The sequence below is a fragment of the Bacillus pacificus genome, assembly GCF_020861345.1.
GTDB lineage: Bacteria > Bacillota > Bacilli > Bacillales > Bacillaceae_G > Bacillus_A > Bacillus_A pacificus.
In genome coordinates, this window is the sequence record NZ_CP086328.1 from 2,174,987 (window position 1) to 2,194,904 (window position 19,918).

General features: G+C 33.6%; 16 protein-coding genes and 1 pseudogene. 15 read left to right on the plus strand and 2 right to left on the minus strand.

Annotation, left to right across the window (positions count from 1 at the left end; genetic code table 11):
• Window positions 1-137 precede the first annotated feature (137 nt).
• The 3 genes from LMD38_RS11330 (at window position 138) to menA (ending at window position 4,043) form a co-directional block, all read left to right on the plus strand.
• Complete coding sequence (locus LMD38_RS11330) at window positions 138-1,022, plus strand: alpha/beta fold hydrolase (RefSeq protein ID WP_227585581.1); 885 nt, start codon at window positions 138-140, stop codon at window positions 1,020-1,022.
• An 820-nt stretch (window positions 1,023-1,842) separates the two neighbouring features.
• Entirely contained in the window at window positions 1,843-2,973 is a 1,131-nt protein-coding gene (locus LMD38_RS11335) for an RNA-guided endonuclease InsQ/TnpB family protein (protein ID WP_228920296.1), read from the plus strand.
• A 158-nt stretch (window positions 2,974-3,131) separates the two neighbouring features.
• Window positions 3,132-4,043, plus strand: a complete 912-nt coding sequence (menA, locus tag LMD38_RS11340; protein ID WP_227585537.1) for a 1,4-dihydroxy-2-naphthoate polyprenyltransferase — start codon at window positions 3,132-3,134, stop codon at window positions 4,041-4,043.
• A gap of 85 nt (window positions 4,044-4,128) precedes the next feature.
• On the opposite strand, the gene satA is transcribed toward menA, so the two are convergent.
• Complete coding sequence (satA, locus tag LMD38_RS11345) at window positions 4,129-4,683, minus strand: streptothricin N-acetyltransferase SatA (protein WP_062821128.1); 555 nt, start codon at window positions 4,681-4,683, stop codon at window positions 4,129-4,131.
• A 97-nt stretch (window positions 4,684-4,780) separates the two neighbouring features.
• Here satA and LMD38_RS11350 point away from each other — a divergent pair.
• From LMD38_RS11350 to LMD38_RS11405, 12 genes and pseudogenes are all read left to right on the plus strand, one after another.
• Window positions 4,781-4,879: pseudogene (locus tag LMD38_RS11350) on the plus strand (peptidoglycan N-acetylglucosamine deacetylase); the annotation flags it as partial.
• Between the two features lie 370 nt (window positions 4,880-5,249).
• Window positions 5,250-5,612, plus strand: coding sequence for a Na-translocating system protein MpsC family protein (locus LMD38_RS11355; RefSeq protein ID WP_000798158.1), 363 nt, complete (start codon window positions 5,250-5,252; stop codon window positions 5,610-5,612).
• A 596-nt stretch (window positions 5,613-6,208) separates the two neighbouring features.
• Window positions 6,209-7,741: an NADH dehydrogenase subunit 5 gene (locus LMD38_RS11360; protein WP_062821129.1), complete on the plus strand. Its 1,533-nt coding sequence runs from the start codon at window positions 6,209-6,211 to the stop codon at window positions 7,739-7,741.
• Window positions 7,741-10,365: a DUF2309 domain-containing protein gene (locus tag LMD38_RS11365; protein ID WP_062821130.1), complete on the plus strand. Its 2,625-nt coding sequence runs from the start codon at window positions 7,741-7,743 to the stop codon at window positions 10,363-10,365. The genes LMD38_RS11360 and LMD38_RS11365 overlap by 1 nt, the downstream gene beginning before the upstream one ends.
• Before the next feature lie 79 nt (window positions 10,366-10,444).
• Entirely contained in the window at window positions 10,445-10,966 is a 522-nt protein-coding gene (locus LMD38_RS11370; RefSeq protein WP_062821131.1) for a carbonic anhydrase, read from the plus strand.
• 409 nt (window positions 10,967-11,375) lie between these two features.
• Window positions 11,376-12,401, plus strand: a complete 1,026-nt coding sequence (locus tag LMD38_RS11375; RefSeq protein ID WP_062821132.1) for an alpha/beta hydrolase — start codon at window positions 11,376-11,378, stop codon at window positions 12,399-12,401.
• 175 nt (window positions 12,402-12,576) lie between these two features.
• Window positions 12,577-13,794 (plus strand): NAD(P)/FAD-dependent oxidoreductase, encoded by a 1,218-nt coding sequence (locus LMD38_RS11380; RefSeq protein WP_000365728.1) that lies wholly within the window; start codon window positions 12,577-12,579, stop codon window positions 13,792-13,794.
• A 215-nt stretch (window positions 13,795-14,009) separates the two neighbouring features.
• On the plus strand, window positions 14,010-15,533 hold the full coding sequence (locus tag LMD38_RS11385; protein ID WP_016717916.1) for an MDR family MFS transporter: 1,524 nt from the start codon (window positions 14,010-14,012) through the stop codon (window positions 15,531-15,533).
• 76 nt (window positions 15,534-15,609) lie between these two features.
• A complete protein-coding gene (locus LMD38_RS11390; RefSeq protein WP_001093178.1) occupies window positions 15,610-16,191 on the plus strand; it encodes a PadR family transcriptional regulator in 582 nt (193 codons plus the stop codon).
• 110 nt (window positions 16,192-16,301) lie between these two features.
• Entirely contained in the window at window positions 16,302-17,732 is a 1,431-nt protein-coding gene (locus LMD38_RS11395) for a cryptochrome/photolyase family protein (protein ID WP_062821133.1), read from the plus strand.
• 111 nt (window positions 17,733-17,843) lie between these two features.
• On the plus strand, window positions 17,844-18,299 hold the full coding sequence (locus LMD38_RS11400) for a TspO/MBR family protein (RefSeq protein WP_000749772.1): 456 nt from the start codon (window positions 17,844-17,846) through the stop codon (window positions 18,297-18,299).
• A 103-nt stretch (window positions 18,300-18,402) separates the two neighbouring features.
• Window positions 18,403-19,113: an alpha/beta hydrolase gene (locus LMD38_RS11405; RefSeq protein WP_016717913.1), complete on the plus strand. Its 711-nt coding sequence runs from the start codon at window positions 18,403-18,405 to the stop codon at window positions 19,111-19,113.
• A gap of 35 nt (window positions 19,114-19,148) precedes the next feature.
• Here LMD38_RS11405 and LMD38_RS11410 read toward each other — a convergent pair whose 3' ends face one another.
• Window positions 19,149-19,514 (minus strand): YxeA family protein, encoded by a 366-nt coding sequence (locus tag LMD38_RS11410; RefSeq protein ID WP_016717912.1) that lies wholly within the window; start codon window positions 19,512-19,514, stop codon window positions 19,149-19,151.
• Window positions 19,515-19,918 lie beyond the last annotated feature (404 nt).

Sequence of the window (19,918 nt, forward strand, 5' to 3'; positions counted from 1 at the left end):
GGTGCTTTCTAACTCTCGTATTCTATAAAAATTATTTACGAAAAAGGGATTTGGATACATTTGTAGAATTTGTTTATTCTGAAAAAACAATTTTGCATTCAAACTAATTTACATCTAATAATTAGAGGAGATTAAAAATGAATCACTTTTTTGTAGAATTTGGTGAATATAAGGCAAGTGTTTGTGAGTGGGGGGATAAAAGTAACCCTCAAATCATTTGTTTTCATGGTTTAGGAAGTACAAAATTAAGTTTTATAGAAATAGCGGAACTTTTAAAAGATAAATATCATATCGTATCGTTTGATCTACCTGGACATGGGAAAACACCAAATTTTGAGAAGGATGAAGATTATGGTGCATTCCATTTAACAAATTGGGTAGTAGCATTACTTGAGCACATAGGAAAAGAAACCTTTTATATAGTAGCACATTCATGGGGCGCAAGCGTTGCGCTTCACTATGCAGCAGAATGTCCAGAAAAAGTGAATAAAATGGTATTGTTAGATGGTGGTTATCATCATGGCAAAATGAATGCGGATTATTTTGCGAATCTATATAAAGATGAGAAAGAAGGAGAGTGTCCACCGCGATCATTAGAAGAAGAAATTACCCATTACGAAAACGATTTTGATAAATATATTTTTGATAGTAAAGAAGCATTCCTCCAATCAGAAAAAATGGTTTACAGCAGGTGGTCACCATTAATAGAACGTGCGGTTTATGACTTAATGAGGGAAGAAGATAGTAAAGTAAAATGGCATGCTACTGGCGATACCGCTAGAGGTGTAATTAAGTTTCAATATACGGTGTATAAAACATTGAAATCGAATGAAATTAAAAGCGATATTTTATTATTGTATTGCGATCTTCCCGATAATTATTTAGAAATAAGAGAATTGCAGATAGCAGAATTTAAGAAGCGTATTAATATTACGACTAAGCTTTACAAAGATACAGGGCATTTAATGCATTGGGATAGACCGGAAGAGATTGCTGAGGATGTTTTACATTGGTTCAAATAAAAAAGGTCCGTTGTTCGAATGTGAGCAACGGACTTTCTTTTGAAAAACTGAATTCAAGAGTGATAGTGGGATAAGCAAGAGCATTACAGTTCTATTACCAATTCATTTTTTGCTATAATGGATGTGAAGCAGAAAACAGATAGAAAGATACTGCTAGTAATTTATACTTAAATGTAGGGTAACTAACTGTTACGATTTATTTAACCAATTATAACGAAAGTTAATTAAATATATCAGTAAGCCCTGCTAGTCAAGTGATTGGCTAGTAGTGAGGGTTAACTGCGGGCAATCCCTAAAGCTGATTGAACTACAACGTGGCTAGAAATAGCGAGCGTGAATGTCGCGAAAGCAGAAAAAATCAATCAGATTGTGCAAGGTTAAATCCTAAACACTAGAACAATGGGTCTTCCGCCTCGAATCATCTAAGTCAAAAGTGATAAGATGAACGTTCAACGACTATCTCGTATAACTGACGAGAGTACATCACAAGCCTATGGTGGTGGAAAAATCCTCTATCTCTAAGTAGATAAACATATAGTCTGCGCTCATGTGAAAACATGAGAAGTTCATAAGAGAACTGGCTAAGGAATTGCGCCCTTAGTTGAACAAGATAAATTTGATTGAATCTATCAAACTTCATTGATTTTATCGAACGTACGTGCTATGTTTGGTTCAATGAGGTAAGAATAATAATGAAATTTTTACGAGTTAGTCAAGTATCAGAATTAACAGGTTTGCATCCGAGTAGTCTCAGGAGAATGCTGGTGGAACACGCTACGATTCAGAAGAACAAATCTTTCATTAAAGGAGTTACATTCTGATGATATTGGCGAAGAAAGTTAGACTGATTCCAACGCCTGAACAAGAAAAAGTGCTTAGAAACCATGCTGGTGCTGCAAGATTTGCTTATAACTATTGTAAAAGAATGAGTGATAGATACTATAAGCTATTTGGAAAATCTGTTTCACAGTTAGCTTTACAGAAACGATTTACAAAGATCAAGAAGCGAAAGAGGTATGAGTGGTTAAAAGAAATCAATGCACAAGTTCCCAAACAGGCTTCAAAAGATTTTGATACGGCGAGAAAACATTCGTTCAAAAAGTACAAAAATGGTTATCACACTTCTTATAAATCCAAAAAAGATGTAATCCAAGGATTTTATGCCAATTATGAAAGACTGGTTATAGGAAAGAAAGTCGTTCATATTCAGTCTATTGGAGAAGTGAAAACAAGCCAACAACTACCAAGGAATAAAAAACCATCCAATCCAAGAGTTACCTTTGATGGTCGTCATTGGTGGATTAGTGTAGGGTTCCAAGAAGACTTTGAATTACAAGAACTAACGAATGAGTCGATTGGTGTGGATGTTGGTTTAAAAGAGCTTTTTGTAGCTTCTAATGGTATGAAAGAACGAAATATAAACAAAGATGCCAAGGTTAAAAAACTTTTGAAAAGGAAAAAGTCAGCACAAAGAGATATGTCTAGAAGATTTAAAAAAGGTGTGAAAATTCAATCTGCTGGATATGAAAAAGCGAAAGCGGAGCACCTGCGGTTATCTAGAAAAATTACGAATATCCGAAATAACCATATCCATCAAGCAACAGCTAAATTGGTGAAAACCAAACCAATGAGAATTGTTGTGGAAGACTTATCTATCTCAAACCTGTTAAAAAACAAAAAACTATCGAAAGCATTTTCCTTTCAAAAATTACACTTCTTCTTTCAATGTTTATCATACAAGTGCGAGAAGTATGGCATTGAGTATGTAAAAGCTGATAAATGGTTCGCCTCAAGCAAGATTTGTTCATGTTGCGGAGTTCAATACGACCATTCAGTTCAAGCAGAAGGACAGTGGAGTTTAAAGATTCGTGAGTGGCGTTGTGCTTCATGCAATAGCTATCACGATAGGGATGTAAATGCTGCGATAAATTTATCAAGATGGGTAAAATAAATGCTTGATAATAGGAGGTAACGATACTGCCTCGTGTGGAGTGTTATACCCCTCGTCCCTTTGGGGTTGCGAGAACACTTTGAAGCACTAACTTGTGTAAATTTGATTGAATTGTATAGATTTAGTTAAGTTTATCGTATCGGAGATTGAACAGAGTTATGGGGAATGAAAAAGAAATTAGTTCCGCTAAATTAATATGGAAGATGACGCGCCCGCATACGTTAACGGCGACGTTTTCTCCTGTGATTTTAGGAACAGTGGCATCACTTTATGTTGCCAAAATTGATTGGCTTTTATTTATTGCGATGATGGTTGCATGTTTAGCATTGCAAATAGCGACGAACTTATTTAATGAGTACTATGATTTCAAACGTGGATTAGATACGGCTGATTCTGTTGGAATTGGTGGCGGAATTGTCCGTCATGGATTGAAACCAAAAAATGTGTTAACAGTCGCACTTTTATTGTATGTACTAGCTGCACTTATCGGAATTTATATTTGTATGAATAGTAGCTGGTGGTTAGTCGTCATCGGTTTAATCGGAATGGCGGTTGGCTATTTATATACAGGTGGTCCATTACCAATTGCGTACACTCCGTTTGGAGAATTAGTTTCTGGCTTGTTAATGGGGACATGCTTTGTACTTATTGCTTTCTTTATTCAAACGAATACAATAACGACTGAAAGTGTATTGATTTCCATTCCAATTGGAATTTTAGTCGGTGCAATCAACATGTCAAATAACATCCGAGATATTGAAGAAGATATTAAAGGTGGAAGAAAGACATTAGTAATCCTCCTTGGGAGAGAAAAAGCTGTAGTAACACTAGCTGTAGCCTTTTTCGTTGCTTATTTATGGATTGCGGTAATTGTATTAATGGGTTATATAAGCCCTTGGGCATTAGTTATGTTCCTAGGTTTGAGAAAACCAATCTCTGCAATTCAAAGTTTCCAAAAAGGTGCAAAGGATCCAGGGTATATGCGCATCGCCATGAAATCAACAGCGATGACAAATACGATTTTTGGCTTTTTATTATCAGCAGGATTATTAATAAGTTACTGGTTTTAAATAAAAATATTGTTAAGTAACTTAACCCCAATTTCTCAATTTTAATATGGAGAGATTGGGGTTTTTATTTTGACTATGTTTAACGTTAAGAGTCGAAATGTAAATACCAATAAATTGCAACTTCATCACTTGTCATATTTAAGCCTTTATAAACAAGAAAATCAAACCCACCAATTACAAATCCACATTTCTCATAGAACTTACATGCTGCGACATTATTATTTTGTGTTTCAAGCATGATACCTGGCATGTTGCCTTCTTTTGCCCACTGTTTTGCTTGAACAACTAATCTTTTACCAACCCCGAGTGTACGATATTTTTTATCCACCATTATATCTTCTATGTAAGCATAGTGATTCCAATTCTTTTTCAATACTATGAATCCAATGATTTGGTTATGTAACAGTGCTATGTAAATTATTTGATTTGGCTTATTTATATATTCATTGTACGCCAGTTCTTCATTATCATTTTGTAAATAACTTTTTTCATAACTCGGAACGTCTTCTACTGTATATTCTATGCGTCTATTTACTTTTGAAAGAGAAAGCATTAACCGAGCATTCACTATAAAACTGTCATCAATCTCCGGGAAATTGTCTACATCATTTTTTTCTAACTTTCTAATTAAAAGGTTCATCGGAGTACCTCCAAATAATAAAATTTCCTCTGGGTTTTTATGTAATTCAAATGAATTGCAATGACAAAATTATAATAGACTTTCAATAGTAAGGCTATCATTACAACTTCTTCCTGAAATCATTAAATTTTATAAAGAAAAAGGGTATGAATTTAGGGTATACAATGATGAGGGGCATTTTCGTTTAAACTTCTAGAAAAATAAACGTCTATAGTATAAGCTTATTTCTTTTAAAAAGTGTTTTTATTATTAAATCAATAACTAAGACAAAAGTCGATTTAATATTTTATAAAGAAATCGGCTCTTTCGTTTATGTATTACGTTACAAGAGCTTTTTTATTTTCTCCGGAATGTCCTTTTTAGAAATGTATGCAACAGAGTCTTTATAGTAAGATTATCTTATTGGGGATAATCAAAAAACGTATATCGCAATATAAAAACTTAATTTAATCCTAAAGGATACTTTACAACGATTCCTATAAATCTTTCTCAATAATTGAAAATAAAATCAATCCAGATTATTATATTGTTATTGTAAATTTATTTTATTTAAGGAGGATACATAAATGAAAAACTCAAAAGGCTCTATTGAATCAGAGATAAGTAAAGCAATTACGCACTGGGAGAAGGACTACCTAGGACGCGGATCTATATCTGTTAAGACAGATATATTACGAGATATGATTATCGTAAATTTACAAGGTATTTTAACACCGGCTGAATATACTGTTTGCGAAACGAAAGATGGTATGCTAACGATAAAGAAGAATCGTTCGGAGCTAGTTGAATCTGGAATTGACGATTTGAAAGAGATCATACTAGAATTAACTGGAGAGAAAGTGAAAAGTTTTCATACGGATATAAGCTCTCGTACAGGTGAACGAGTAATGATTTTTAAATTGTTTCATAATCTTGAGGAAAAGTTTTAAAAATTAAAACCACCGTAGAGTTAGAGGGAGATAATTAAGAAACCTAAAAATTTCGCACTTTATTTATATTTATTAACATGATAATAATTAAAAATTTGAAGTTATTTACGTATAATAAATCTTAAAAACTGATAAAAAAATTGACAAAATGCTTAATATGGTTTATCTTATAATTGTTTTAAAAATGAATAGATGCTTATTTTAACTGTTTGCTATAATTAAGGCTTTAGCATTTTTTTAATATGTAATATTGACTAAATGAAAAAGTTTCTTAATGAAAAGATGGCGCATAGCATAAATTGATATATTGATTGTATAATCTAGGAGATCAGAAATATACTTTTCTTTTTAATAGGAGTAATACATACATTCTTTTATAAAATGGGAGCTCTTCAAAAAACTTTATTGAAGTTAGTTGAAGGGAAACCGACAATCTCCATAATTCAATGATGATATAAAATCATTGAATTATGGAAGTTGTCGGTTTTTTTTATGGGAAAAAACGATGTACTAAAAAGAGGGAATGAAAATTTAAAAAATTATCGTAATGAAAAGGAATTCTTATAGTTTATTTTCGTTTAGAAGGGAGTATTTACATGTTAATTTCGCTAAGTTCATCAACATTGTTAACATTATTTTTTATGGCGCTTAGTGCTTCTTGGCTAAGTGGATTATTGTTTTTACATGCAAGGATACCTTTACGTTTTGTTCATATCCATATTGGTATCGCTGCTTTGCCTTCATTGGTTTCTTTACTCGCACTTGTTAATCACAATGGAGATAGCGTTGTAGGGCCTTGGCATTTAGATACTTTAGCTTGGTTCATGGCTTTCTTTGTTCTTACAATTGGTTTAATCATTCAACGTTTTTCTATACGTTACTTACTGGGGGATCGCTCATATAGAAAATACTTTGCACTTTTTACATTTACTACAGGTGTATCTTCAGTTGCATGGTTAAGTAATGATCTTCGTTTCATGATTATTTGTTGGGGAGCAACTCTTATAGGATTGGTTTTACTCATAGGGCTAAATAAAGGGTGGAAAGTAGTTAGCGAAGCAACAAAAATTTCTAGTTATTTATTTACAATAAGCTGGATCGCCTTGCTAGCAGCTATCATTTGGCTTTTTCAAATCACTGGACAGTGGCAGTTAACATCAGTTGTAACGAATGAAAATGTAGCTCAATTTGGAACGTTGGAGAAAACAGGAATTAACTTATTCATTATAGTAGCTGTGATGATTCCAGCAGCACAATGGCCTTTCCAAAGATGGTTAATTGAGTCGGCTGTTGCTCCAACTCCTGTTTCTGCTATTATGCATGCGGGGTTAGTAAATGCTGGCGGTATCATGTTAACTAGATTTTCGCCACTGTTTCATGATGATATTGCACAAATCATTTTACTAATTTTCTCTAGTATTTCTGTCTTAATCGGAACAGGAATTAGCCTAGTTCAAGTTGATTATAAACGTCAGCTAGTGGGATCAACTATTGCACAAATGGGATTTATGCTGATTCAATGCGCATTAGGAGCTTATTTAGCGGCTGTTATTCATTTAATTTTACATGGCTTGTTTAAAGCTACACTGTTTTTACAAGCTGGTTCTTCAGTAGAACGTTTTGGGGCAGTGAAGCAGTCTAATGAAAAGATGTCTAATTTATGGATTATGGTCGGACGTGTTTTCGGATTATTTATAGCGATTGCTTTTTGGTTTACGACTTCTGGAGAAGGGTATGAATTAGTTAGTGCGTTTATTTTAGGGTGGTCATTATATTTTTCATGGAAACAACTTGTTGTTTTTGGAGAGGGAAGAATGGGACGAATTGTTGGCGTATTTCTTTTAGCTGGATTTTCTCTCATTTACTTTACCGTTCATAACTCTCTTTATAAATGGTTGCATACTGACATGTATCAAAATGTTCAACCTTCAGATCCAGCCGTTATTTTTGTTATATGTCTCTTATTATTTGGTAGTGCTATTAGTACTCTCGTTACTCGTAATCAATCTTCTACTATATTTGCTGTAATGTATCTTTGGTTCGTTCGAGTAGGTGAGGCGCGACAAAAGTCAGTAGAAAGTCATCCAAGCTATCTGAAACATTATGTATCAAAGGGAGGTAATTCGTGATGAGCATACCGTCAATAGCAATGAAAGAAACTTTAAAAAAGAAAGATACAAACATTGAAATACAAGAAAATAATATAAATGATTTAGTTGAATCTGCTAGCCGAGTGATTGCACCACTTTGGCCAATCGCTACATTTGCAGCTCATCACCCTTGGATGGGACTTGAAAAACAATCATTTGAACAAATTGCAGATTGGTTAAAAGAAATTCGTAATGTGGATATATATCCGAGTGCTTCAATGATTCATTCAGCAAAGGCAAAAGGGGAGATTGAGGAATCATTTTTACAAAGTGGTTTGTCTCGTTGGCTTGATTCACAATCTTTTCATATCCCGCGAAAGAAAGCGGAGCAGTTTTGCCAAGCAGCTTTAAAATTAGAGGAATTACCTTCTAGCCTAGTATCATCGCCACAATTAAATAAACTGGCAGAAGAATTAAGCTATATAAATACAGGAAGTATGAAAGACTCTTCTTTGCAACCTGTAAGTTCACTTATAGAGAATCAAAAGGGTGAAAACCTATCTGATATTCTTAATTATCACATTATTAAATGGTGTAAATTATATTTGGATGACTCCGGGTCAAGTTGGACGATGCCAAATCGAGAGAAAGGTTTGTATCGTGCATGGCACCACCTTATTACATTTGATCCAGCGCTCAGTAAAAATGAGCGTAAAGTTTTAAAAGATTGGCCACAAGATGCCCAGGGAGCTTTAACAAAAGCATTATCTGAACTAGGAATTTCTGAATCTAACAAGCAAGCTTACCTTGAAGGGCACTTGCTTGCTTTGCCTGGATGGGCAGGAATGATACGATGGCGTTCCCAACAATCAATTCAGGAACAGGAACTTATGATTGAATATTTAGCAGTTCGAATTTCTATGGAGCTAGCCATTGTAAAACCTTATTTACCTATAAAAAATCAAAAGATTGAGAAAAAAGTTGAGGTTGTCCCACTTATAGCTTCTTGGATCTATTGGGGGGATATTTCAATAGAGGAATGGTTACAAATGTCTGCCACTGAACAAAGTGAATTATTAGCATTTTCCTATCGTTTTGATGAAAATATTCGCAGGAAACTTTGGCTGGAAGCTTGGGAACAGACGCATGCTGAGCAATTAAGGGAGAAGATCGCTTCTAAACAACGTGCAACGAATGATAAAAAACATGTATTAGCTCAATTAGCATTCTGTATTGATGTACGTTCAGAACCTTTTCGTCGCCACCTAGAAAAATTAGGTCCGTTCGAAACGTTTGGAATAGCCGGTTTCTTCGGGTTACCAATTGCGACTAGTGAATTAGGTAGTAATGACAGTCATCCTTCTTTGCCAGTTATATTAAAACCGAAACATCAAATAAAAGAACTCACGGATGAAAAGGAATTTAAAAATTATAAACAACGCAAGAAGATAGACAGCTCAGTAAGTTATACGTTTAAGACGATGAAACAAAATGTATTGACAAGTATGTTACTACCTGAGGTAAGTGGCCCTTTACTTGGCTTACAAATGGTGACAAGAAGTTTTGTGCCAAGAAGAGTAGGCAGTTTCATTCGTAACCTTCGTAAAACGATGTTACAAAAACCGGATACAACATTCTCACTTAATCATGTTCATGATACAAAATGTGAGATACCGATCGGTTTTACGAAGGAAGAAAAAGTGAACTATGTGCGTCAAGCTTTAAAAATGGTGGGATTGACAGAAAAATTCGCGCCTTTAGTTGTAATGTGCGGACATAGTAGTCAAAGTACGAACAACCCTTATGCTGCAGCGCTTGAGTGTGGTGCTTGTGGCGGAGCAGCAGGAGGATTCAATGCAAGAGTTTTTGCTACTTTATGTAATCTTCCAGAAGTAAGAGAGGCGTTGTCTGCTGAAGGTATTAAAATTCCTGAGGACACCATTTTTGTAGCAGCTGAACATAAAACAACAGTGGACGAATTGGAATGGATTTACGTCCCAAAACTTTCGGAAGCTGCGCAAGAAGCATTTGATCGTATTGAGTCGGTTATGCCAAATGTGAGCCAACATGCAAACAGAGAGCGTTTAACACAATTACCTAATTTTAAAACGAAAATAAAAAATCCGAGTAAAGAGGCACATCGATTTGCAGAAGATTGGAGTGAAATACGTCCAGAATGGGGATTAGCCCGTAATGCATCTTTTATCATCGGACAGCGAGAATTAACGCAGGATTGTGACTTAGAAGGTAGGGCTTTCCTTCATAATTATGATTGGAAACAGGATGAAAGTGGCGATATATTAGCTAGCATCATAGCGGGACCAGGAACAGTAGCGCAATGGATCAATCTACAATATTACGCTTCAACTGTAGCCCCTCATTATTATGGTAGTGGGAATAAAACAACACAAACTGTAACGGCAGGTCTCGGTGTCATGCAAGGAAATGCAAGTGATTTGTTATCAGGCTTACCTTGGCAATCCGTTATGCAGTCAGATAGTGAGACGTATCACTCACCACTTCGTTTACTCATCGTAATTCAAGCGCCTATTGAATATATAGAACGCTTGCTAAATAAGGATTTCACATTTAGAGAAAAAGTTCAAAATGGATGGGTTAGACTGGCGAGTGTTGATCCAGAAGGACAATGGAAAAATTGGTAACAATCATGTCATGAATAATCAACTATCGTTACTAGTTTAAAAGTTTCATAAATACAATCATGAAGAAGGAGTGCTATATATGAATGCAAAGAATAAAAAGGTTTTATTGTTAACAGACATTGAACACGGAATAGAGCCTATTGTCCAACAAGTAACTAACATTAAACGAGAAAATATGTTGACTATACACAGCTGCGATTCTGTAATTGTACATCCTTTTGGAGATATAATGAGGTCTATTATTATTGCTATTTATGAAGAAAATGTGGAAGAAATTTTTGTTGTCGGAATAGAGGATAAAGAAACTAATGTAGTTAATCTACAAATTCAACGTGATTCCATAAAAAATAACAAGGAACTAGACTATCTCTTTAAAAATTGCATGCCTGAATTTTCAAGTGGTAGTCTTGAGGAATGGCTAAGTGGAAAAGAAAATGTTAGTGAAAATATTGAGAAGAGTATAGATATGATTCGTCATCATCCGTTAGTGCCTTCTAATGTTAAAGTTCATGGTTTCAAGATTGATAGAACAGGTGGAAAAGAAACAGTTGTTGAAGTTTCTGCTAATCAAGTAGTAAAACAAATACATTCTTATGTGTAAATTATCGATAGATAAGCAACTTTTATTTGGACTTATGTCTTTTACAAAGAGCAAAAGAAATCTTCTATAAATGGGGATCTTTTGCTCTTTTTGTTTGAATTTTTAATGTGTTTTATAGGAGATATCTAATATGTACATAATAAAAATATATAACCTTTTGGATGAAATTTTAAGGACGGATTAGCAGGTGGGAAATAAAAGTTTATGTTGTGATTTATCCCGCTTTAATGGGCAGTAAGACCCCCACCTCAAAATTCAGCGAAAGCAAAGAAGTTAGGCGGGGGATCAACTGCCCATAAAAGTCCGATTGGTTCAACTAATAATCAGTGGGGGATGAAGAAAACCCCCACTGATTAAAGTTTCACTTTATTTTAAGATTATTATTAAAAATAATGGAGATTCTTTAATTATGACAATAAAACAGTTAAAACCTAAAATAATATGGAAAAAAAGAATGTTGCTAATTATTTGTATTGTTTTCGGATTGATTATTGCGGGAGTTGTTTTTTGGAATGTTTCACCTATTCCAAAAGCGCTTCTCATAAAAAAAGCATTTGAAGGTGGAATGTTTGTTCAATCTAACAATTATAAAAATGCTCTAAAAGAGACACGAATTGTTAAAGATATCAATTATAATTCTAAATTTCCTGATGGTACATTAGATATTATTTATCCCAAAAACCTTACGGGAAAAAAATCTGTTATTTTTTGGGTGCACGGGGGTGGGTTTGTAGGTGGAGATAAATCAGACATTACTGGTTATGCAGTAGAATTAGCTGCTCGTGGTTATACAGTAATAAATATAAATTATGCTCTTGCTCCTAAAAGAAAGTATCCTACACCAGTACTACAACTTGGTGAGGCTTACGAATATATAAAAGAAAATGCAAAGAAATATAATGTGAAACTAGATGACCTGTATTTTGCCGGAGATTCTGCTGGAGCGCAAATATCTGGACAATTCGTTACTATTCAAACATCTCCAGATTATGCGAAATTAACTGGAATCGACGCTATTGTTGCTCCTTCTACAATTAAAGGTATACTGCTATTTTGCGGTCCGTATAATATGCCTGCATTAGCTAAAATGGAAACATCCAAAGAAGTGCAAGACTTTATGCGTACTACTGGCTGGGCTTACTTTGGGAAAAAGAAGTTTGAAACATTACCTGAAATGGAAATCGCCTCTATTTATCAACACGTTACAAAAGATTATCCACCAACGTTCATTACAGATGGAAATACTGCATCATTTGAAGAGCAAGCTAAAGCATTAGCTTCTACTTTACAAAATAAAGGAGTACCTGTAGATACACTTTTCTTCGATAAAAATATCTCTGGGAAGTTAGCGCATGAATTTCAATTTAAAATGAACACTCCAGCAGGTCAAGAAGCTTTTAACCAAGTTCTTAAATTTCTAAATGAAAATAAATAATATATATACTATTAACTTTTTATAAGCTTAGTTTAATACCAAATATGAGTGGACAAACATATTGTACTAATAATTTAATGATAGCAAGAATAATTTTGATAAGAAGTATATAGTAAGAATGATTTGGAGATACAGATGGGGATATAACTATTTTATTTAGGACGGTGCACTTTAAATGGATTTACAGACAGGGAAATTATATTGGAACACAACTTTTTCTAATACACCTTCTTATCCTCAATTGGAAGAAGATATAAAATGTGACGTACTAATAATAGGAGCAGGGAGTTCCGGTGCTCAATCCGCATACTATTTAAGTGAATCAGATTTAAAGATTGTTGTCGTTGATAAAAGAAAGGTAGGACACGGAAGTAACCTTACAAATACAGCACTTATTCAATATTTAGGTGACAAGATGTTTTTTGAACTTGTAAATACATTTGGAGAAGAGTATGCAGTTAAGCATATGAAATTATGTGAACAAGCTATTAATGATATTGAATATGCTGATCAAAATTCACCTTATTGCTCTGACTTTAAACGACGTGACAGTTTATATTATGCAAGTTATGAAGAGGATATAAAGAAATTAGAGAAAGAACTGTATTATTTACATAAGCATGATTTTAAAGCGACTTGGCTATCAGAGGAACAAATTGGACAGAGATATCCATTTAAAAAACGTGCAGCTATTTATACGTATAACGATGGTGAAATAAATCCGTATAAATTTACACATAGTTTATTAAAACAAGCTTCTAATAAAGGAGTCCACATTTATGAAGATACAGAGATTGTTGGCAAAAAGTTAGAGAAAGAACGTGCTGTTTTTTATACAAAAGGGGGCAATTCTATTACTGCCGATAAAGTAATTGTGGCTGCAGGATATGAAGGTTTGGAATTTAAAAAGGAAAAGAACGCTACACTAATTAGCTCGTATGCAATTGTTACTAATCCTGTAGAAGATTTATCTTCTTGGTATAAACGTACTCTCATTTGGGAAACTGCGAGACCATATATTTATATGAGAACTACTGCAGATAACAGGATTATTATAGGTGGGTTAGATGAAGATACAAACATTGCTCAAGAAAGAGATTCAAAATTAATCCATAAAAAAGAGAAATTAGTGAATGAATTTAATAAGCTCTTTCCAAATATTACGGTTGAACCTGAATTTTATTTAAGCGCTTTTTATGGTGGTACTCATGATGGTTTACCTATAATTGGAATGTATGAAGAGTTTCCAAATTGTCACTTTATCTATGCGTATGGAGATAATGGATTAGTATATAGTATGGCACTTTCTAAAATGGTTCGAGATGTAATTATTAGCGGTTCAAGTCCAGATTTGAATTTATATTTACAAACTAGACCAAAACTAAATGAATAAGCTATATGTACGCAAAATCACAGTAGTATAAAGAAGTGATCGTTTTAACGGTTTTAATTATTTTATATAAGAAGCAATTCTACATTTGTAATCTCTCCAATATATTTTGGGGGGATTTATTTTTTTATTGAAAAATAGTCTAATTAAACTATAATGAGTATATAGTTTAATTAGACTATTTATTCTGTTGGGTGTGAAAAAAGGAGGAAAGAGGTATGGTTGCAAAAGAGACCAACTTACGCTTAGTAATAGCTGGTTTAATGCTAGGCATTTTAATGGCTGCAATGGATAATACAATTGTTGCTACTTCAATTGGTACAATTGTCTCAGATTTGGGTGGATTGGATAAATTCGTCTGGGTTACTTCTGCTTATATGGTTGCAGTTATGGCTGGTATGCCTATTTTTGGGAAATTATCTGATATGTATGGTAGAAAGAGGTTCTATATTTTTGGTTTATTAATCTTCTTAATTGGTTCTGCATTATGTGGTACTGCGCAAAGCATTGTTCAGCTAAGTATTTATCGTGCAATTCAAGGTATAGGTGGGGGTGCACTTATGCCAATCGCCTTTACCATTGTATTTGATATTTTTCCTATTGAAAAAAGAGGAAAAATGACTGGATTATTAGGGGCCGTATTTGGTTCTTCAAGTGTATTAGGACCTTTATTAGGCGCGTATATAACAGAAAATATTAGTTGGCATTGGATTTTTTACGTCAATATTCCAATTGGTTTAATGTCATTAATTTTTATTTTAAAAGCTTATAAAGAAAATAATCCACCTACTAAGCAAAATATTGATTGGTGGGGGGCGATAACGCTCGTAATAGCAGTAATTAGCTTAATGTTCGCTTTAGAATTAGGAGGAAAAAAGTTTAAGTGGGATTCGATACAAATCATTGGGTTATTTACATCGTTTATTGTATTTTTTATTGGCTTCCTATTGGTAGAAAGAAAAGTGAAAGATCCGATCATATCATTTTGGATGTTTAAGCGTAAGGAGTTTGCAATATCTCAAATTATTACATTTTTCTATGGAGCAACATTTGTTATTTTAACAGTATTCATTCCTATTTTTGTTCAGGCTGTATATGGTGGAACAGCAACTAATGCTGGATTAATTTTAACACCAATGATGTTAGGTTCTGTCGTAGGTAGTGCCATTGGCGGAATATTTCAAACGAAAATTAGTTACCGCAACTTAATGTTATTATCTGTAATATCCTTTGGGATAGGTATGTATTTATTAGGAACGATGGATCCGCAAACAAGCCGTGCACTTTTAACGATATACATGATTATAACGGGATTTGGGGTTGGATTTTCGTTTTCTTTACTTCCTACAGTTTCTATTCATAATATGGAACCGAGATTCCGTGGCTCAGCTACTTCAACAAATTCATTCTTTCGTTCACTAGGTATGACAATTGGGGTAACGATTTTTGGCTCCATTCAAAATAGTACCTTTACAGCTAATTTAAAGGATGCTTTTAAGGGAATAGAACACGGTTCCAACATGTTAAATAATTTAGGTGATCCAAGTGCAATATTTCGCTCAGATATAAGGGCCAGTATCCCTACTTTTATTCTTGAAAAAATTATAGCCGCTATGTCATCTTCAATTACTACTGTATTTCTATTAGCTTTAATTCCAATTATCGTTTCATTTATGGCAATATTATTTATGGGGAATGTCAAAGCTGGTACAAAGGATAATAAAGTGAATTCGAATTCATAAATTTTATAAAACAAAAAGATTCTTTGCTTATTTTTAGCTTATACTATTGGTATAGGTTATTAAGGAGTGGAGAATTATGAATACAAAGCTTTTTATGCTGGGTCTTCTTATGGAGAAGAATAGACATCCGTATGAAGTCCAGCAACTTTTAAAAAATAGTGAAATGAAATATTATATAAAAATTACAAAAGGCTCTTTATATTATACATTTGAGCAACTTGAAAAGAAGGGCTTTATAGAAGTTGTTGATATTATTCGTAATGAACAACGCCCTGAACGAACTATTTACGGTATTACTCAAAGTGGTAAACAAGAATTTGAGCATTTATTATTAGAGCAAATGATAAAGAAAGAGGATATGCATCGTCCTATATATGAAGCGTTACTTTTTGCACAATATGGGGAGGAACAATTAATTCTAGAACAGCTAAAAATTAAAATCTCTCAACTGACGTTATATCTTACTACTCTTCAAAAAGTATATGAAGAGAAGTGTGGAAAAGAGAGTTTAGCTAAGCTATATATATTATCTAGTGTCATTTTACATTTAAGAACAGAGTTAAAGATTTTACAGAGTTTATATAATAACGTAAAAAATGAAAAGATAGATAATATAGGAAATGATGTACTTAGAGAGATAGAAAATCAATGTTTATAATGAAGAAGATTATAAAATAAAAAGAACGATTGTTATAATCATTTAAAAATAACAGAAGTACTTGTTCTAATAAAAAATGAATTGTGCTTTAAGAATCAGAAGGGATAGCCATGCAAAATAAAATTATTGTTATGTTTCAAAAAGATTTTCGCTTATATGATAACCCAGCTCTATTTGAAGCTACTCAGTCCGGTGAGGTTGTTCCGGTATATGTACATGATGAAACTTTTTCAATGGGAAGTGCGTCAAAGTGGTGGTTACACCATGCAATAATAGATGCAAAGAAGCAACTTGAGGCATTGGGCTCTACTTTAATCATTCGTAAAGGAAGTACGGAGGAAGAAATACTTTCTCTCATAGAACAGTTAGGTATAACGGCTGTATATTGGAATATTTGTTATGATCCGGACAGATTACAATTTAATCAAAACATGAAAATGATGTTAGAAGATAAAGGTATTACATGTAAGGAATTTAATTCACATTTATTATTAGAACCGTGGATGATTAAAAAGAAAGATAACACTGAATATAAGGTGTTTACGCCTTTTTATAATGCATTTCAAAAGCAGGTAATATCTAAACCTATTAGTAAAGTGCAGCGTATAAAATGGGGAAGTTCTTTACCAGAAAGCTTATCTGTTACAGAATTACACTTGCTGCCGACTATACCGTGGACATCTCATATAGAATCAATATGGGATCCTACAGAAGAAGGGGCATACAAAACATGTAAGAAATTTTTCTCTAGCAAATTAGCCTCTTATAGTGAAGGAAGAGATTTTCCAAATCAAAATGCTCATTCGATGTTGGCACCTTATCTTTCATTTGGTCAAATATCAGTGAGGTGGATGTATCATTACTTAATCAATAAAAGTACCGAAAGACAATGTAGTCTTTTTGAAAAACAAGTGAATAGCTTTATCCGTCAATTAATTTGGCGAGAGTTTTCTTATTATTTACTATATCATTACCCATTTACAGTATATAAACCTCTTAATAAGAATTTTGAACATTTTCCGTGGAATAATGAAGAGGAGTTATTAACAGTATGGCAGAAGGGTGAAACTGGTTATCCGTTTATTGATGCGGGAATGCGGGAACTATGGCAAACAGGTTTTATGCATAATCGAGCAAGAATGGCTGTAGCCTCTTTTCTTGTAAAGCATTTATTAATTCCGTGGCAAGAAGGAGCAAAATGGTTTATGGATACACTACTAGATGCTGATATTGCAAATAATACCATGGGGTGGCAATGGGTTGCTGGAAGTGGAGCGGATGCATCACCGTACTTTCGTATTTTTAACCCGATTACACAAGGAGAAAAGTTTGATAAAGATGGAGAATATATAAGAAAATGGGTACCAGAATTAAAAGATATGCCTAATAAATATATACATAAACCGTGGGAAGCACCTGAGCATATTTTACAAAAGGCTAATATAAAGCTAGGAGATACATACCCTTTGCCAGTTGTTGATCATAAGGCAGCGCGGGAGAGAGCACTTTGTGCATATAAAAGTATGAAAGAATTCGTATGAAATAGGTTAAACAATATGTATTTGGAACTTGAATATTAGAATTTCATCCATTACAAGGACATACTAATCATATAAAGTTTTTATAACCTTCGAGTAAAAAGGAGAATGTTTATGAAAAAATCTAGTATTCTAGTATTTTTACTAACATATGGTTTGTTTTATGTTTCTAGTATTTTATTTCCAATTGATCGTATGTGGTACGATGCGCTGGAAAAGCCGTCTTGGACGCCTTCTGGCATGACAATCGGAATAGTTTGGACGGTATTATATGGACTTATTGCATTATCAGTTGCAATTATTTACAACAAATATGGATGTAAGCCAAAAACATTTTGGTTTATATTCCTTTTAAATTATATGTGCAATCAAGCGTTCAGCTACTTTCAATTCAGTCAAAAAGATTTATTTTTAGCAACAATAGATTGTTTACTAGTCGCTGTTACTACGTTACTTCTCATAGCGGTTTCTTCCAGTTTGTCTAAAGTATCGACATGGTTGCTCATTCCATATTTTTTATGGGCTACATTTGCTACATATTTATCTTGGAGCATTTATAGTATAAATTAAAGGCGTAAATAAAAACTTGAGCATAATAAAAATGCTCGAGTTTTTATGTGTGCTAATGAAAATCTGAAATATAGAATATATACATCTTAGGGAGGTCATCTTTGTGAAGAAATGGATAAAAATTACGCTGTACTCTTTACTCGGTATTTTACTTATAGGAAGTATTACGTTTTTGACTTGGTCTCAGTTTACTTATAAACCAACGAAAGAGGCTTTGTTGTTAGTAGATGATAAAAAAGGTGAAGATCATATCGTTTTTGGAGAGAAAGATGCTAAAATAGGGGTTATTTTTTATCAAGGTGCTAAAGTAGAAGCGGAGGCTTATAGTTACTTGGGAGAAGCTCTTGCAAAAGATGGACACTTTGTAGTAATGCCTAAGTTACCATTAAACTTAGCGATACTTGGAATCAATGCAGTAGACAGTGTAATGGCACAGTATCCTGAAGTTCAAAAATGGTATGTTGCGGGCCATTCAATGGGGGGAGCTATGATTTCTAAGTATGCCTTTCAACATGAGGACAAGGTAGATGGGATCATTTTCTTAGGTTCTTATCCTGCAGATGACTTCTCTACGAAAGCGATTCCGATGTTATCAATTTATGGGGAAGTAGATGCTTTAGCAACTGTAGAAAAAATAGAGGACAATAAAAAGTTTATGTCAAAGAATACAACTATGCACATGATAAAAGGTGGAAACCATGCTCATTTTGGCATGTATGGTGAGCAAAAAGGTGATAATGCTAGCTTAATTACGCCAAAAGCACAACGAGATGAAACAGTGAAAGTAATTGAAGAATGGTTGTTGAAACAATGATAGACGGGAGAGCCAACTCATACGAGACGGCTCTTTTATTTAACTTCTATCTTCAATTTCCCTCTTATTTTCTCCGGAATATCCTCTTCAGCGATAATATCGTAAGAATACACATACTTTCCTTTTACATGAATTTTTAAGTAAGTTTTTCTTATAAAATCATTAGGTGTGTTCGTTCCAACTTTATATTCTGTTTCATTGCTTAATTCATCAACACCTTTTAGTGAGTACACAGCTCTTCCTTTATGATGATAATCTGGAATGCCATATCCCTTCGCAACGGCGTATACATTTTTTTCTTCAGCAATTGGATTAAATCTGTCTAAATCCCCGCGTAATATGAAAGGTAGTAAGTATATAGGAATGCCTATTGCTATTATACAAATTATAAATTTCTTCATGATCGTTTCTCCTTTTATCTATTTACATTTTTCAGTATAGATAAAAGTTCTTATGAATATAGAGGGGAATTCTTTAAGTTTTTCTTAAGAGTTATTTTATTACGGTAAAAGGAGCGAATCTCACATCGTTAGAGTCGTAACTTTGTATGATGATTCTTTTTTACATAACGAACGGATTTAGCTCTACGATATAATGCATTAGAAAAGTTTCATCCATATAGCATTTGGAATGTTACTGGGCAATCGATTTAAAATAGTTAAATATTACTTCTTGAAAGCACACTTTATTACCCATACGATTGTTTAGGATAGTATGTATCTTTATATAATCTTGATATAGATTTCTCTTTATCTTTCTATGAACATGAGATTATCTAAATATGAACAAGCTACACTCTCCTTAG